Source organism: Limnohabitans sp. (assembly GCF_036804465.1).
Classification (GTDB): Bacteria; Pseudomonadota; Gammaproteobacteria; order Burkholderiales; family Burkholderiaceae_C; genus Limnohabitans.
On sequence record NZ_DAIRSK010000009.1, the window covers coordinates 64,140 to 80,443 of the forward strand.

Annotated in this window: 16 protein-coding genes and 1 tRNA gene; 4 read left to right on the forward strand and 13 right to left on the reverse strand. The window is 55.4% G+C overall.

What is annotated here, in order from left to right; genetic code table 11:
• Positions 1–13: 13 nt before the first annotated feature.
• The 11 genes from V7Q41_RS06405 to uvrB all read right to left on the reverse strand — a co-directional run bounded on the left by V7Q41_RS06405 (position 14) and on the right by uvrB (position 8,917).
• Positions 14–340: an ArsR/SmtB family transcription factor gene (locus V7Q41_RS06405; protein ID WP_333844410.1), complete on the reverse strand. Its 327-nt coding sequence runs from the start codon at positions 338–340 to the stop codon at positions 14–16.
• Positions 341–506: 166 nt separating this feature from the next.
• Positions 507–581, reverse strand: a tRNA-Val gene (locus V7Q41_RS06410).
• A gap of 36 nt (positions 582–617) precedes the next feature.
• A complete protein-coding gene (gene dnaQ, locus V7Q41_RS06415) occupies positions 618–1,331 on the reverse strand; it encodes a DNA polymerase III subunit epsilon (RefSeq protein ID WP_333844412.1) in 714 nt (237 codons plus the stop codon).
• 2 nt (positions 1,332–1,333) lie between these two features.
• Complete coding sequence (gene fdx, locus V7Q41_RS06420) at positions 1,334–1,672, reverse strand: ISC system 2Fe-2S type ferredoxin (RefSeq protein ID WP_333844414.1); 339 nt, start codon at positions 1,670–1,672, stop codon at positions 1,334–1,336.
• Positions 1,673–3,529 carry a Fe-S protein assembly chaperone HscA gene (gene hscA, locus V7Q41_RS06425; protein WP_333844416.1) on the reverse strand — a complete coding sequence of 619 codons (1,857 nt, stop codon included), beginning with the start codon at positions 3,527–3,529 and terminating at the stop codon, positions 1,673–1,675.
• An 18-nt stretch (positions 3,530–3,547) separates the two neighbouring features.
• Positions 3,548–4,027 (reverse strand): Fe-S protein assembly co-chaperone HscB, encoded by a 480-nt coding sequence (gene hscB / locus V7Q41_RS06430; protein ID WP_442918814.1) that lies wholly within the window; start codon positions 4,025–4,027, stop codon positions 3,548–3,550.
• A gap of 97 nt (positions 4,028–4,124) precedes the next feature.
• The gene (gene iscA / locus V7Q41_RS06435) at positions 4,125–4,448 is read right to left on the reverse strand and encodes an iron-sulfur cluster assembly protein IscA (protein ID WP_104800240.1); all 324 of its coding nucleotides are present in this window, start codon (positions 4,446–4,448) and stop codon (positions 4,125–4,127) included.
• Between the two features lie 8 nt (positions 4,449–4,456).
• A complete protein-coding gene (gene iscU, locus V7Q41_RS06440) occupies positions 4,457–4,843 on the reverse strand; it encodes a Fe-S cluster assembly scaffold IscU (RefSeq protein WP_333844424.1) in 387 nt (128 codons plus the stop codon).
• Between the two features lie 16 nt (positions 4,844–4,859).
• On the reverse strand, positions 4,860–6,080 hold the full coding sequence (locus V7Q41_RS06445) for an IscS subfamily cysteine desulfurase (protein ID WP_333844425.1): 1,221 nt from the start codon (positions 6,078–6,080) through the stop codon (positions 4,860–4,862).
• Between the two features lie 31 nt (positions 6,081–6,111).
• The gene (gene iscR / locus V7Q41_RS06450; protein WP_333844426.1) at positions 6,112–6,648 is read right to left on the reverse strand and encodes a Fe-S cluster assembly transcriptional regulator IscR; all 537 of its coding nucleotides are present in this window, start codon (positions 6,646–6,648) and stop codon (positions 6,112–6,114) included.
• Between the two features lie 100 nt (positions 6,649–6,748).
• Positions 6,749–8,917, reverse strand: a complete 2,169-nt coding sequence (uvrB, locus tag V7Q41_RS06455) for an excinuclease ABC subunit UvrB (protein ID WP_333844427.1) — start codon at positions 8,915–8,917, stop codon at positions 6,749–6,751.
• Positions 8,918–9,066: 149 nt separating this feature from the next.
• Between uvrB and V7Q41_RS06460 the strand changes: the two genes are divergently transcribed.
• From V7Q41_RS06460 to V7Q41_RS06475, 4 genes are all read left to right on the forward strand, one after another.
• Entirely contained in the window at positions 9,067–10,263 is a 1,197-nt protein-coding gene (locus V7Q41_RS06460) for an amino acid aminotransferase (protein ID WP_333844428.1), read from the forward strand.
• Between the two features lie 78 nt (positions 10,264–10,341).
• Positions 10,342–11,754, forward strand: a complete 1,413-nt coding sequence (locus tag V7Q41_RS06465; RefSeq protein ID WP_333844429.1) for a polyhydroxyalkanoate depolymerase — start codon at positions 10,342–10,344, stop codon at positions 11,752–11,754.
• Positions 11,751–12,410, forward strand: coding sequence for an electron transport complex subunit RsxB (gene rsxB, locus V7Q41_RS06470; RefSeq protein ID WP_333844431.1), 660 nt, complete (start codon positions 11,751–11,753; stop codon positions 12,408–12,410). Before V7Q41_RS06465 ends, rsxB begins: the two co-directional genes overlap by 4 nt.
• Positions 12,411–12,468: 58 nt before the next feature.
• Positions 12,469–13,671, forward strand: a complete 1,203-nt coding sequence (locus V7Q41_RS06475; RefSeq protein ID WP_333844434.1) for an MFS transporter — start codon at positions 12,469–12,471, stop codon at positions 13,669–13,671.
• A gap of 31 nt (positions 13,672–13,702) precedes the next feature.
• Here V7Q41_RS06475 and V7Q41_RS06480 read toward each other — a convergent pair whose 3' ends face one another.
• Complete coding sequence (locus V7Q41_RS06480; RefSeq protein WP_333844437.1) at positions 13,703–14,194, reverse strand: VOC family protein; 492 nt, start codon at positions 14,192–14,194, stop codon at positions 13,703–13,705.
• A gap of 9 nt (positions 14,195–14,203) precedes the next feature.
• Complete coding sequence (locus V7Q41_RS06485; RefSeq protein ID WP_333844440.1) at positions 14,204–16,252, reverse strand: acetyl/propionyl/methylcrotonyl-CoA carboxylase subunit alpha; 2,049 nt, start codon at positions 16,250–16,252, stop codon at positions 14,204–14,206.
• Positions 16,253–16,304 lie beyond the last annotated feature (52 nt).

A 16,304-nucleotide genomic window follows, 5' to 3' on the forward strand; every position in this document is an offset into this window, starting at 1 on the left:
TGGTTTCCAAGAATCAACAGGTTTTACAAACTTCTTCAGGGCTGACTTCACAGACCTCCCCTTGACAACAGTTTTGGGACAAATACGACAACACGGCATTCATTCGGTCGTACTGGGCTCGGTAAATCAAGTGACGGCCACTGCGCTCTTGAGTGATCAGATCGGCATTCATCAGCTCTTTCAAATGAAATGAAAGTGTGTTGGCTGGCATGCCCAAGGCTTCAGCGATGCGTGCAGGCGTCAAACCATCGTTGCCCTTGACAACCAGTGAGCGAAAAATATGCAGCCGATTTGGCTGCGCCAATGCAGCCAAGGCTTTGATCACGTATTTGTCTTCCATATTTCCATTTTAATGGAAATATGGGCTAATTACAGTGGAAGCGTCAAAAAGAAAGCATCTGGGGACAGGCGAAAAAAATGCTTCCTAGGGAAGCATATGTCGAACTCTTAAAAAGTTAATTCTGAAAACAACCTAAGTGGTTGATATCTTTAAGGTTTGGCAAAAATGGTGGGCGATGCAAGTTTCGAACTTGCGACCCCCACAGTGTGAATGTGGTGCTCTACCCCTGAGCTAATCGCCCATTTTTACCGATATCCCGTCTCCGGAAAGACGCAAATTATGCCACAGATTGATCAAGATTTAGCCACACCGCCTTGCCAGCGCTGGATTTGTCCAACTGCGCTAGCACATCGGCATGTTGGGCCAACTCTTGCTCATTGGCAGCTATCACGGGTAGCTGATAGGTGCTGAGATCTACACGCGCAGCGCTGAGGGTTTGCAGGTCGTTGCTCTTTACTTCCATGAGCAAGGCATCTTGGCCGCGGGTCATGTTGATGTACACATCAGCCAACAATTCGGCATCAAGCAAGGCGCCGTGCAAGGTGCGCCCTGAGTTGTCCACCTCTAAACGGTCGCACAAGGAATCGAGCGAGTTGCGTTTACCTGGGAACATTTCTTTGGCCATCACCAAGGTGTCGGTGATGCCATCCACAAAAGTGTGAAATCGTGGGCGACCTTGCAGCTCAAGCTCTTTGTTCAAAAATCCCACATCAAACGGGGCGTTGTGGATCAGAACTTCAGCGCCCTGGATGTAGTCCAAAAATTGCGCCATGACCTCAGCGAACTTTGGTTTGTCTTTCAAAAACTCATTGGAGATGCCGTGGACGCGCAAGGCTTCTTCATGGCTGTCACGCTCTGGGTTCAAGTAAAAATGCAGGTTGTTGCCCGTGAGCTTGCGATGCAGCAGCTCGACACAACCAATTTCAATGACGCGATCTCCGCCTTCAGCCGAGAGGCCCGTGGTTTCAGTGTCTAGAAAAATCTGGCGCATGGTCAGTGATTTTCTTTGGCGTGGTTGATGGTGTACTTGGGAATTTCGACCACTAAGTTGTGTTGCGCCACAATGGCTTGGCAGCTCAAACGTGAATTGGGCTCCAAGCCCCAAGCGCGGTCGAGCAAGTCGTCTTCGTTTTCATCGGCCTCGTTGAGAGACTTGAAGCCCTCGCGCACGATGACGTGGCAGGTGGTACAGGCGCAGCTCATGTCGCACGCGTGTTCGATGTTGATGTGATTTTCCAACAGCACTTCGCAAATGGTGCTACCGGCTACAGCTTGAAGCTCGGCGCCCTGAGGGCAGAGTTCGGCATGAGGCAAAATTTTGATGACTGGCATTTAGAGGTTCTCGATGTTTTGTCCGGCCAAGGCATGTTGAATGCCTCGGTTCATGCGGTGGGCGGCAAAGGCTTCTGTGCCTTTGGCCAGAGCTTCGGTGATTACTTCGATGGCGGCTGCATCCTCGAGCTTTTTGGCTTCTAGCGTGGCCATCATCAAGCCGTCGATGCGGGCACGGTCTTGGGCTGATAGCAAATCTCCATCCACTTGCAATGCACTTTGCGTGGCCAACCACATGCGATCCGCATCTACCCGAGCCTCGACCAAAGCACGGGCCTTGATGTCTTGCTCAGCGGTCTTGAAACTGTCTTGGAGCATGGTCGCAATTTGGTCGTCCGATAAACCATACGAGGGCTTGACAATGATGTTGGCTGTGACGCCACTGATTTGCTCTTGCGCGTCCACGCTCAGCATGCCATCTGCATCGACCGTGAACGTCACACGAATGCGTGCAGCGCCTGCGGCCATGGGTGGAATGCCACGCAGCTCAAAGCGGGCCAAGCTGCGGCAGTCTGCCACCAAGTCACGCTCGCCTTGCACCACGTGTAAGGCCAAGGCGGTTTGGCCATCTTGGTAGGTGGTGAAGTCTTGCGCCATGGCAGTTGGAATGGTTTGATTGCGAGGCACGATGCGCTCTACCAAACCGCCCATGGTTTCAATACCAAGCGACAAAGGAATCACATCGAGCAAGAGCAAATCGCCATCGGGGTTGTTGCCCGCCAATTGATTGGCTTGAATCGCAGCACCAAGAGCGACCACTTCGTCTGGGTTGAGGTTGTTCAACGGGGGGCAGTTGAACAAATCAGCGATCGCTTGTTGCACTTGCGGCATGCGGGTAGAGCCGCCGACCATGACCACGCCCTGTATGTCTTCCTTGCTTAGCTTGGTATCGCGCAACGCTTTGCGCACTGCGGACAAGGTGCGTTGGGTCAAAGGGGCGGTGGCGGCTTCAAAGTCGGCGCGTGAGACAGTGTGGCTCAAAGCACCACTCGACAAAATCACAGAAAAAGTGACGTGATCAGCAGCAGACAATGCCTCTTTGCAGGTGCGGGCCGACACCAGCACATTTGATTTATCAGCAGGTGTGGCGATCACACAGCCTGTTTGTGTTTGCACCCAGTCAACCAAAGCGCGGTCGTAGTCATCACCCCCTAAAGCGGAATCTCCCCCCGTCGCCAGCACCTCAAACACTCCCCGAGACAAACGAAGAATAGAGATGTCAAACGTGCCACCGCCCAGGTCATAGACGGCATACACACCTTCGCTGCCTTGGTCTAAGCCATAAGCGATGGCAGCAGCGGTGGGTTCATTGATGAGCCGCAGCACATGGATGCCTGCGAGTTGCGCTGCATCTTTGGTGGCTTGGCGTTGGGCATCGTCAAAGTAGGCGGGCACAGTGATGACTGCGCCGTACACATCGTCGTTGAAGGTGTCTTCGGCGCGAAAGCGCAAGGTGGCCAAAATTTCAGCGCTCACCTCAACAGGTGACTTTTCACCCGCACGGGTTTGGATGGCCAACATGCCGGGCTTGTCGACGAACACATAGGGCAGCTGGTCACGGTTGGTAATGTCAGCCACGCCACGCCCCATGAAACGCTTGACCGACACCAGTGTGTTTTGCGGATCGTCGGCTTGCGACGCCAAAGCGGCACGACCAATTTGCCGACCATCGTTGTCAAGGTATCGCACCGCCGAAGGCAAGATGACATGGCCCTCGGCATCTGGCAAGCACTCGGCAAAGCCGTTGCGCATAGAGGCCACGAGCGAGTGGGTGGTGCCTAAGTCAATGCCCACCGCAATGCGTCGCTGGTGTGGGTCAGGCGCTTGGCCAGGTTCTGAAATTTGTAACAACGCCATAGGTGTGTATTGTCGCCTTCAAGAAGCGTCTAGATGGTCCATTCGAGTTTCGATATCGCGCAAAAACTTTTCGATGAACATCAACCCTCTCACCTGCTGCGCGGCGGCGGAGAGGTCGTGAGCGGAGTCAATGAGATCAGCGCATTGCTGCAAAGCGGTGGTGTGGGCTTGTTGCACATCGTGCATCAAGTCTTCGAGAGCAGCCACATCAGCAGCATCTTCCATGGCCTCGCGCCACTCCATATGCTGCATCAAAAATGCAGCGGGCATGGCGGTGTTGTTCTCAGCTTGAATGGGTGCGCCGCCGAGCTCGCACAAATACGCTGCGCGACGCATCGGATCTTTCAATCGCTGGTAGGCCTCGTTGATACGCACCGACCATTGCATAGCCACGCGCTGAGCGGCTGCACCTTGCGATGCAAATTTGTCGGGGTGAGCTTCACGCTGAAGGTGTTTCCAACGCGCATCGAGTTGGGCGCGGTCTTGGGCAAACTGCATGGGCACACGAAAGAGCTCAAAGTCACTGGCCGCTAGCTGCGCCGACAGCGGCTGAGCCGGTTCATTCACGATGCGCCTCGCTTTGAGCTAATGAGATTTAGATACGGAACGATTCGCCACAACCGCAACGGTCGCGTTCGTTAGGGTTCAAAAACTTGAAGCCCTCGTTCAGGCCTTCGCGCACGAAATCGAGTTGCGTGCCGTCGATATAAGCCAAGCTTTTGGGGTCGATCAGCACCTTCACCCCGTGATCTTCAAAGATCACGTCTTCTGGTTCTTGGTCGTCCACATACTCAAGCTTGTAAGCCAAACCAGAGCAGCCAGTGGTCTTGACACCCAAACGCACGCCTACACCCTTGCCGCGTTTGGCAAGGTAGCGGGTCACGTGTCGTGCCGCGGCTTCAGTCAGTGTGATCGCCATGGTGTGTTTTACGCCGCGTGTTTCTTTTTGTAATCTTCCACTGCCGCCTTGATGGCGTCTTCGGCCAAGATGGAGCAATGAATTTTCACAGGCGGCAGCGCCAGCTCTTCAGCAATTTCGCTGTTTTTCAAGGCCGCTGCTTGGTCCAGAGTTTTGCCCTTGACCCATTCGGTCACCAGAGACGACGAGGCAATGGCAGAGCCACAGCCATAGGTTTTGAAACGCGCATCTTCGATCACGCCCGTCACAGGGTTGACCTTGATTTGCAACTTCATCACATCGCCGCACGCGGGCGCACCCACCATGCCGGTGCCCACAGAGTCGTCGCCCTTGTCAAAGGCACCTACATTGCGGGGGTTTTCGTAGTGGTCGATGACTTTTTCAGAATATGCCATGGTGTGTTTCCTTTATTTAGTGCGCGGCCCATTGAATTGTTGAGAGATCAATGCCTTCTTTGTACATGTCCCACAAGGGGCTTAAGTCACGCAGTTTGCCTACGTTGAGACGAATCGTTTCAATCGCGTAGTCAATTTCTTCTTCGGTCGAGAAGCGGCCAATTGTCATGCGCAAGCTGCTGTGCGCCAACTCGTCGCTGCGGCCCAGGGCGCGCAACACATAGCTGGGCTCCAAGCTGGCCGAGGTACAGGCTGAGCCCGACGACACCGCCAAGCCCTTGATGCCCATGATGAGTGACTCACCTTCCACATAGTTGAAGCTGATGTTGAGGTTGTGCGGCACACGGTGCTCCATGTTACCGTTGATGAAGACTTGCTCCATGTCTTTGAGGCCGTCAAGCAAACGCTTTTGCAAGGCCTTGGCCTTGGCCAAATCTTTGGCCATGTCTTCTTTGGCAATGCGGAAAGCTTCGCCCATCCCCACGCATTGGTGAGTCGGAAGGCTACCGCTGCGCATGCCGCGCTCGTGGCCGCCCCCGTGCATTTGCGCTTCTAAGCGAACGCGGGGTTTGCGACGCACATACAAAGCACCAATGCCCTTGGGGCCGTAAGTTTTGTGGGAAGCCAAGCTCATCAAGTCAACTGGCAAAGTGGCCATGTCGATCTCCACTTTACCGGTGGACTGAGCGGCGTCCACATGGAAAATGATGCCTTTTTCACGGCACATCGCGCCGATGCCAGCGATGTCTTGGATCACGCCAATTTCGTTGTTCACATGCATCACACTGATCAGCGTGGTGTCGGGTCGAATCGCCGCTTTGAGCGCATCCATGCTCAGCAAGCCGTCTTCTTGCACGTCAAGGTAAGTCACGTCAAAGCCTTGACGCTCGAGCTCACGCATGCTGTCGAGCACAGCCTTGTGCTCGGTCTTGACTGTGATGAGGTGCTTGCCTTTGGACTTGTAGAAATGCGCCGCGCCTTTGATGGCGAGGTTGTTGGACTCGGTCGCCCCCGAAGTCCAGACAATTTCGCGTGGGTCAGCGCCAATCAAAGCAGCCACATCTTCGCGGGCTTTTTCAACCGCTGCTTCAGCTTCCCAACCCCAGGCGTGGCTGCGTGATGCCGGGTTACCAAAGTGCTCGCGCAACCAAGGAATCATGGCATCCACCACGCGTGGGTCACATGGGTTAGTCGAAGCGTAGTCGAGATAAATGGGGAAATGCGGTGTCATGTCCATGATGGCTCAATCCAGATAGAAGAAACGTGGCTTAGTTTTTAGCAAAGGCATTGCCCAAGGCGAACACCGAGTTGGGGGCGTTGACGCGGATGGGTTTGGCGATTGGCATGGGCTGAATGGCGCGCTTGAGGGTTGGCTTGTTTTCAATTTCCACGCCTTTGGCGATTTGCTCATCCACCAATTTTTGCAATGTGACTGAGTCCAAAAACTCAACCATGCGCTGGTTCAGCGAAGCCCACAACTCGTGCGTCATGCACCGACCGGTCTCACCCAAACAGTTTTCTTTGCCACCGCAATGGGTGGCGTCAATGGGCTCATCCACCGACAAAATGATGTCGGCAACAGTGATGTCCGTTGCTTTGCGGCCAAGCGAATAACCACCACCAGGGCCACGGGTGGATTCCACCAGGTCGTGACGGCGTAGCTTGCCAAAGAGTTGCTCAAGGTAGGACAGCGAAATTTGTTGCCGTTGGCTGATGGCTGCCAAAGTGACGGGGCCGCTGTTTTGACGCAGCGCCAGATCAATCATGGCGGTGACCGCAAAACGGCCTTTGGTGGTGAGACGCATGGCAAGCTCCTAGGTGGTTGGGCTTTGTCGACTAATTAAGTCAAGTATAACCTAAACCCTACGAATTTGGTCGGGTACTCGTTTGCAAAGCCTTGTGAGCTCAAGGCTTTAGCGCCATCACAGCCACATTGTCGTGCCCTGCACCACCAAAAGCTTGTTCGCGCAAAGTGGCCAACTGGTCGCGCACCCGCGCGGCGTTTTCAAACTCAAGGTTGCGGGCGTGTTCCATCATCAGCTTTTCTAAGCGTTTGATTTCTTTGGCCACATCACGCTCGCTCATATCTTCGATGGCGGCGCGCTGTAACTCGCGATCTTGCGCCTCTTTGCCTGCCTTTTCGCTGTAGACGCCGTCGATCAAATCGCGTACTTGTTTGAACACGCCACGCGGCGTGATGCCCATTTCTAGGTTGTGTGCGATCTGCTTGGTGCGGCGACGCTCAGTTTCGCCAATGGCTTTTTTCATCGACTCGGTCATGCGGTCGGCATACAAAATAGCTTTGCCACTCAGGTTGCGGGCTGCGCGACCGATGGTTTGAATCAAGCTGCGCTCGGAGCGCAAGAAACCTTCTTTGTCGGCATCCAAAATGGCGACCAATGACACCTCTGGCAAGTCAATACCTTCGCGCAGCAAGTTAATGCCCACCAACACATCGAAGGCGCCTAAGCGCAAGTCGCGCAAAATCTCTACGCGCTCAACCGTGTCCACATCGCTGTGGATGTAGCGCACTTTCACACCGTTGTCGGTCAGGTAATCCGTCAGCTGCTCGGCCATGCGCTTGGTGAGTGTAGTGATCAGCACGCGTTCGTTGAGTTCCACACGGATGCGAATTTCTTGCAACACATCGTCCACTTGATGGGTGGCGGGGCGCACCTCCACCATGGGATCAACCAAGCCCGTCGGACGCACCAACTGCTCCACCACTTTGCTGGCGTGGGTCTTTTCGTAGTCAGCCGGCGTAGCCGAGACAAACACCACTTGGCGCATGCGTTTTTCAAATTCGTCGAGCTTGAGCGGGCGGTTGTCCAGAGCGCTGGGCAGGCGAAAGCCATAGTCCACCAGCGTGGTTTTGCGCGCGCGGTCGCCGTTGTACATGCCACCGAGCTGACCCATCATGACGTGGCTTTCGTCTAAAAACATCACCGCGTCTTTGGGCATGTAGTCGGTCAAGGTGCTGGGCGGCGCTCCCACGGGTGCACCCGACAGGTGGCGGGTGTAGTTTTCAATGCCTTTGCAGTGGCCCACCTCACTGAGCATTTCCAAGTCAAAGCGCGTGCGTTGCTCTAGGCGCTGGGCTTCCACCAACTTGTTCATGCCCACCAACTCTTTCAAGCGCTCAGCCAACTCCACCTTGATGGTCTCCACCGCTGCCAACACGCGGTCACGCGGTGTGACGTAGTGACTCGATGGGTAAATGGTGAAGCGCGGAATTTTTTGTCGAATGCGGCCCGTGAGGGGGTCAAACAGCTGCAGACTTTCTATCTCGTCGTCAAACAGCTCAATGCGAATGGCCAGCTCGGAGTGCTCCGCAGGAAACACATCAATGGTGTCACCGCGCACGCGAAATTTACCGCGTGAAAAATCTTGGTCATTGCGCTCGTACTGCATGCGCACCAGCTGAGCAATGGCGTCGCGCTGCCCTACTTTGTCGCCAGTGCGCAGCGTCATGATCATCTGGTGGTAGCTCTCGGGCTCACCAATGCCGTAGATGGCCGAGACCGACGCGATGACGATGACATCACGGCGCTCCAAAATGCTTTTGGTGCAACTCAAGCGCATTTGTTCAATGTGCTCGTTGATGGCGCTGTCTTTTTCGATGAACAAATCGCGCTGCGGCACATAAGCCTCGGGCTGGTAGTAGTCGTAGTAGCTGACGAAATATTCCACCGCGTTGTTGGGAAAGAATTCACGAAACTCGCTGTAGAGCTGCGCAGCCAAGGTTTTGTTGGGCGCAAAAATGATGGCAGGTCGCCCCAACTGGGCAATCACATTGGCCATGGTGAAGGTTTTGCCCGAGCCCGTCACACCCAACAGCGTTTGAAACACCTCGCCGTCATTCACCCCTTCCACCAACTGGGCAATCGCCGTGGGCTGGTCGCCCGCAGGTGGATAAGGCTGATACAGCTCAAAAGGTGAGCCGGGATAGCTGACAAAAACACCTTTTGGCGCATCTAAGGGCGAACCTAAGGGCGCATCTTGTTGCCCTTTGGTGGGAGCGCTGACCGCGATGGCGTGCTTCGCGTCAACAAATGTTTCTGTGGTGTCAGACATGGTGGTGAAAACTGTATAGCTCGAAAAAAATGTGCGGCCCTCAAAAAACTCAGGGTTGACCCTTAAAATTCATGCCGAACATGCAAGCCTACCGCAGACTGCACCTGTTTACCGAACCCCCTCTCTTTATCCGTGATCAAGGACTGACGATGTCAATGTTTACCGCTGTCGAAATGGCACCCCGCGACCCCATCTTGGGCCTCAACGAGCAATTCAATGCCGACACCAACCCCAACAAGGTCAACCTCGGTGTGGGTGTGTACTTCGACGACAACGGCAAACTCCCCCTGCTGCAATGCGTGCAAGCTGCTGAAAAAACCATGATGGCCACCCCCACTGCGCGCGGCTACCTGCCCATCGACGGGATCGTGGCGTATGACGCCGCGGTCAAAGGCTTGGTCTTTGGCGCTGACTCACAAGCTGTCACCTCTGGCCGCGTGGCCACAGTCCAAGGCATTGGCGGCACCGGTGGCTTGAAAATTGGTGCTGACTTTTTGAAGCGCCTTAGCCCCAACGCCACCGTGTTGATTTCCGACCCCAGCTGGGAGAACCACCGCGCTTTGTTCACCAACGCCGGCTTCAAGGTAGACACCTACGCCTACTATGACGCTGAAAAACGCGGGGTGAACTTTGACGGCATGCTCGCATCGATCAACGCCGCTGCGGCGGGCACCATCGTGGTGTTGCACGCGTGCTGCCACAACCCCACCGGCTACGACATCACGGCCGCGCAGTGGGACCAAGTGGTGGCGGCAGTCAAAGCCAACCAGCTCACCGCCTTCTTAGACATGGCCTACCAAGGCTTTGGCCACGGCATTGCCGAAGACGGCGCTGTGATTCAAAAGTTTGTGGCCGCTGGCCTGTGCTTCTTTGTGTCCACCTCGTTTTCCAAGAGCTTCAGCTTGTACGGGGAGCGTGTGGGCGCCTTGAGCGTGTTGTGCGCGGACAAAGAAGAGTGCAGCCGCGTGTTGTCACAACTCAAAATCGTGATTCGCACCAACTACTCCAACCCACCCATCCACGGCGGTGCGGTGGTCGCTGCCGTGTTGAACAACCCAGAGCTGCGCGCTTTGTGGGAAAAAGAACTGGGCGAGATGCGGGTGCGCATCAAAGCCATGCGCCAAACGCTGGTGGACGGCCTCAAAGCCGCTGGCGTGCAGCAAGACATGAGCTTCATCACCACCCAAATCGGCATGTTCAGCTACTCAGGTTTGAGCAAAGACCAAATGGTGCGCCTGCGCTCTGAGTTTGGCGTCTACGGCACCGACACAGGTCGCATGTGCGTGGCGGCCTTGAACAGCAAGAACATTGACTATGTGTGCCAAGCCATTGCAAAAGTGATGTAGTGGCAATTGGTGAGCAGACTCCATTTTTGTTACACAGACTGCTGCTATATTGACTCGCAACATTTTTGAGAATAAATCATGCTCTACCAAATCTTCGAAACCCAACGCAGCCTCATGGAGCCGTTCGCAGACTTTGCGCAAGCCGCCTCCAAACTCTATGGGCAGCACAACTCGCCCCTCGGTCAAAACCCGATGGCGCAGCGGGTCTCGGCGGGCTACGACCTGCTCTACCGCTTGGGCAAGGATTACGAAAAGCCACAATTTGGCATCAATGTTGTGCAAGCAGAAGGCAATGAAATTGCCATCCACGAACGTGTTGAAATTGACAAGCCATTTTGCGAGTTGCGCCGTTTCAAACGGTTCACGGACGACAACGACACACTTGAAAAAATCAAAGGCCAACCTGCTGTGCTCATCGTGGCACCCCTGTCGGGCCACTACGCCACCTTGTTGCGTGACACTGTGCGCACCATGCTCAAAGACCACAAGGTCTACATCACCGACTGGAAAAACGCACGCTTGGTGCCCTTGAGCGAAGGGGAGTTTCACCTCGACGACTATGTGAACTACGTACAAGAGTTCATCCGCCACCTGCAAGGCAAATACGGCAATTGCCATGTGATGAGCGTGTGCCAGCCTACCGTGCCGGTGTTGGCTGCGGTGTCATTGATGGCCAGCCGTGGCGAAAAGACCCCGCTGACCATGACCATGATGGGTGGCCCCATTGACGCGACCAAGTCGCCCACTGCAGTGAACAACTTGGCCATGAACAAGAGCTTCAGCTGGTTTGAAAACAACGTCATCTACCGCGTGCCAGACAACTTTCCAGGGGCAGGCCGTCGCGTGTACCCGGGCTTCTTGCAGCACACCGGCTTTGTGGCGATGAACCCTGACCGCCACTTAAAAAGCCATTACGACTACTTCAAAGACCTGATCAAGGGCGACAACTCCAGCATCGATTCGCACCGCGATTTTTATGACGAGTACAACGCCGTGCTCGACATGGATGCCGATTACTACCTCGAAACCATCACCACGGTGTTTCAAGAGTTCAAACTGGTGCGCGGCACTTGGGAAGTCAAAAACCCTGAAGGCCAACTCGAGCTGGTGCGTCCACAAGACATTCGCACCACCGCCTTGCTGACAGTGGAGGGCGAGCTTGACGACATTTCTGGTTCTGGCCAAACCGAAGCAGCCCACAAGTTGTGCAGCGGCGTTGTGCGCCAAGCGCAGCACCATCTTGAAGCCAAAGGCGCTGGCCACTACGGTATTTTCAGTGGCCGTCGCTGGCGTGATGTGGTGTACCCACATGTCAAAAGTTTCATCTTGGCCAACAGCCAAGCACAAGGCTCAAAGACTTCAGGGCGCGTTGCAGCACGAGCTCAAGTCGCAGCCAAAAAAGCAGCCCCTGTCATGAAAAAAGCCGCACCCGCAGCCAAAAAGGCAGTTGCCAAGCGCGTCGCCAAAAAAGCACCTGCTGCGCCAAAGTGAATCTGATCGAACAGATCAACAATGCCCTGCCACAAACGCAATGCACGCGCTGTGGCTACCTAGACTGTCAGCGTTATGCCCAAGCCATTGCCCAAGGCGAGGCCGACATCAACCAGTGCCCGCCGGGGGGCTCGGAGGGCGTTGAACGTTTGGCCACCCTCACCGGCAAGCCAGTCATCCCGCTGAACCCTGACAACGGCTTAGAAGGCCCGCGCACCATTGCCATCATTGACGAGGCGTGGTGCATCGGCTGCACGCTGTGCATTGCGGCCTGCCCAACGGACGCCATCGTCGGGGCCAACAAGCGCATGCACACCGTGGTGGAGCCCTATTGCACGGGCTGCGAGCTGTGCATTCCAGCATGCCCCGTCGACTGCATTTCGCTAGAGCCCATCGACATCGCACTCAGCGGCTGGGCCTCATGGCCGCAAGAACTGGCAGACTTGGCCCGCCAACGCTACGAGGCGCGCAGCACACGCCTGACGCGTGAAGCCGCAGAACACGACGAACGCCTAGCGGCCAAAGCCGTTCAAAAGCTGGCTGACTTACCTGCCCACACCAAAGGCACAGAGCACGCGCCCGAGGTGCAACGCAAACGTGCGATCATCGAGGCAGCACTGGCCAAGGCCAAAGCCCGACAAACCCCAAAGGTTTAACGGCACGTCTGCCAATGAGGGGCACCCTCTGCGCATCAGCGCCAATTTCCCAATTTCTATGCACCCACCCCTCACCGCACGCAGAGAATTTCTGCTTCTTTTGTCGCTTGCTGGCATTCAGTTCACACACCTCGTGGACTTCGTGATCATGATGCCGCTGGGGCCCCAGCTCACCATCCTGTTTGACATCAGCTTTGCTGAGTTTGGTTTGTTGGTCTCGGCCTACACGGTGGCTGCTGGCTTGTCTGGCTTGTTTGCCACCACCTTCATCGACCGCTTTGATCGCAAGCATTTGCTGCTCACGTTGTATGTATTGTTTGCCCTCACCACGGTGGCTTGTGGCATTGCGCCTACCTATGGCTGGCTGATGGCTGCTCGTATTGCATCAGGCTTTTTTGGAGGCGTGCTGTCCGCCATGACCCAAACCATCATTGGTGATGTGGTGCCGTTTGAGCGCCGCGGCCGTGCGACGGGGATTGTCATGACGTCCTTTTCGCTAGCCACCGTGGCTGGTGTACCTGCGGGCTTGTTGTTTGCCAACCTCTGGGGCTGGCATTCAGCCTTCTTTGGCATAGGCGTCATGTGTTTGGCTGTGGGAGCGCTGGCCTACTTCAGCGTGCCCCGGCTAGACGCACATGTGGCCCACGCCAAAGACAAACACGTGCTGCACGCCATGGGCCAAGTGCTGGGTGAGCCCAACCAACGCATGGCCTTGCTTTTGTCAGCCAGCATGATGTTCGCCGCCTTCACCATCATTCCGTACATCACGCTGTATTTGCAAAACAACCAAATCATGGCGCCAAACGAAATTCCGTGGCTTTACTTTTGTGGCGGTGCGGTGACCTTCTTCAGCGGACGCTGGGTAGGTGGCGTCACCGACCGGGTGGGCAAACGCGAGACCTTTCAGCGTGCGGTGTTGTTCTCCATCATTCCTATGGTGTTGACGACCTTGCTTGAGCCGATGCCCCTGCCCTTTGTTCTGCTGGTATCGACCTCCCTGTTCTTTGCCATGAACGCCCGCATGATTCCAGGCATGGCCTTGCTCACCTCAGCGGCCAATCCAAAATTTCGGGGTACCTTCATGTCGCTCAACGGTGCGGTGCAGTCTTTCTCGATGGGCGCTGCCGCTTGGGTGGGCGGCATGTTGCTGCAAAGGTCTCCCAATGGCCAAGTGACGCACTTTTGGTTGTGCGCTTTGGTGGCAACCTCTGCCTCTTTGTTGGCCTATGTGCTGTCCAAGCGCGTGTCGATGCACGCCTGACGCAGATGGTGCCAGCCGCGCCTAGCTCGTGCTAAGCGTGGGAAGCGTGGGAAGCAGCCAAAGCTGAAAAAGCCTGCACCACCTGCGCAGGGGCTTGCACCAACTCAACCAACACACCTTCTCCACCGATTGGGAACTCATCGTTCGCCTTGGGGTGCAAAAACGTGATGTCAAAACCTGCGGCCCCCTTGCGGATGCCACCCGGTGCAAAGCGCACACCTTGCGCAGTCAGCCAAGTCACTGCACTGGGCAAGTCATCGATCCACAGGCCAATATGGTTCAAGGGCGTGGTGTGCACCGCTGGCTTTTTGTCGATGTCCATGGGTTGCATCAAATCGACTTCGACTTTGAAATGGCCAACGCCAATGGCACAGATGTCTTCGTCCACGTTTTCACGTTCACTTTGAAACGTGCCCGTGACTTCGAGGCCCAACATATCTACCCAAAGTTTTTTCAAACGTTCCTTGTCCGTGCCACCGATGGCGATTTGTTGGACACCCAGCACTTTAAAAGGTCGCGTCATGTGTTTCATTTATTCGAACTCCACAATCATTTGGTCCACCGTGAGTGATTCGCCTTTGGCAGCCACCACTTTTTTGACCACGCCATCTGCTGCCGCAAACAACACGTTCTCCATCTTCATGGCTTCGATCACCGCCACACGTTCGCCCGCTTGCACCTTTTGGCCAACGCTGACCGCCACATCCACCAACAAACCCGGCATGGGCGACAACACAAAGCGACTCAAATCTGGTGGCGCTTTGAATGGCATGAGTTTGTGCAATTCCGCCATACGGGGCGACATCACCAAAGCATCGATGCGCGTGCCGTTGTGCTGCACTTGTAAGACCAAGGGGTTTTTCAAAGTACCGCGCTCCACTTGCGCTGTGAAAGGCTTGCCATTGCAAGTGCCTTGAATGCAAATGTCGTTCAAGCGCGATTGACTCTGGATGGCGTAGGACTTGCCTGCGATGGTGATGTGCGCTTCACCATGTTTACCTGCCAATTCAGCCACATGAACCTGCACATATCGGTTGTTGCCGCCTTGGCCGAGTTCGACCACGGCATAGTGTTGACCAATTTGTACATCAAAGCCTGGCAACTGACCGCTCAAACCTGCTGCGCGTTCGCGTGACTTGCGGCGCACAAACGCGGCCAAGGCAGCCAAGAAGTCGTGGTCTTCGTGCGGCACATCTTCGGCTCGAAAACCCTGGCCATATTGCTCAGCGATGAAGCCGGTGTTGAAGTCGCCCGACACAAAACGAGGATGAGCCAACAAGGCGGCTTGGAACGGGATGTTGGAGCTGATGCCGCGAATGACAAAACCATTCAAAGCTTCGCGCATTTTGGCAATCGCATCCAAGCGGTCTTTGCCGTGCACGATGAGCTTGGCGATCATCGAGTCGTAGAACATCGGAATCTCACCGCCGTCTTGCACCCCCGTGTCCACACGCACCCCGAATAAATCAGCGGTATTGCCTTGGAACATGGTTTGCTTAGGGGTTTGAAAACGCACCAAACGGCCAGTGGAGGGCAAAAATTTGCGGAACGGGTCTTCGGCATTGATGCGGCATTCGATGGCCCAGCCGTTGCACTGCACGTCTTTTTGTTCAATCGGCAGTTTCTCGCCTGCAGCCACGCGGATCATCAGCTCGACCAAATCAAGGCCAGTGATGGCTTCGGTCACCGGATGCTCCACCTGCAAGCGGGTGTTCATCTCCAGAAAGTAAAAGCTTTGGTCTTTGCCGACCACAAACTCCACCGTGCCCGCGCTCTGGTATTTCACCGCCTTGGCCAGTTGCACCGCTTGCTCGCCCATGGCTTTGCGGGTGGCCTCGCTGATGAAAGGTGACGGCGCTTCTTCAATCACCTTTTGGTGACGGCGCTGGATCGAGCATTCGCGCTCGTTCAAATAAATCACGTTGCCGTGGCTGTCGCCCAAAACTTGAATTTCGATGTGGCGCGGCTCTTCGACAAATTTTTCAATGAATACACGGTCATCGCCAAAGCTGTTGCGCGCTTCGTTGCGGCAAGAGGTAAAGCCTTCAAAAGCCTCTTTGTCGTTGAAGGCCACGCGCAGGCCCTTGCCGCCGCCGCCTGCAGAGGCTTTGATCATCACGGGGTAGCCAATGCCCTGGGCGATTTGCACTGCTTTTTCAGCGGTTTCAATCGCGTCGTTGACGCCCGGAATACAGTTCACGCCCGCAGCGCCCGCCAGCTTTTTGGACTCGATCTTGTCGCCCATGGCGGCAATCGAGAAGTGGCGTGGACCAATGAAAGCAATGCCCTCGTCTTCGCAACGCTTTGAGAACTCGGCGTTCTCGCTCAAAAAGCCGTAGCCCGGGTGAATGGCCTGCGCACCTGTGGCTTTGGCGGCGGCAATGATTTTGTCGGCCACCAAGTAAGACTCGCGCGAGGACGCAGGGCCAATCAACACCGCTTCATCGGCCAGTTGCACATGGCGTGCTTCTTTGTCGGCTTCAGAATAAACGGCCACGGTTTTGATGCCCATTTTGTGAGCAGTGGCGATGACGCGGCAAGCGATTTCGCCACGGTTGGCAATCAGGATTTTTTTAAACATGGACGATCTCCATCAAACAATTCTTTGCGGGAAACGCCAAAGGCGCTTCGGG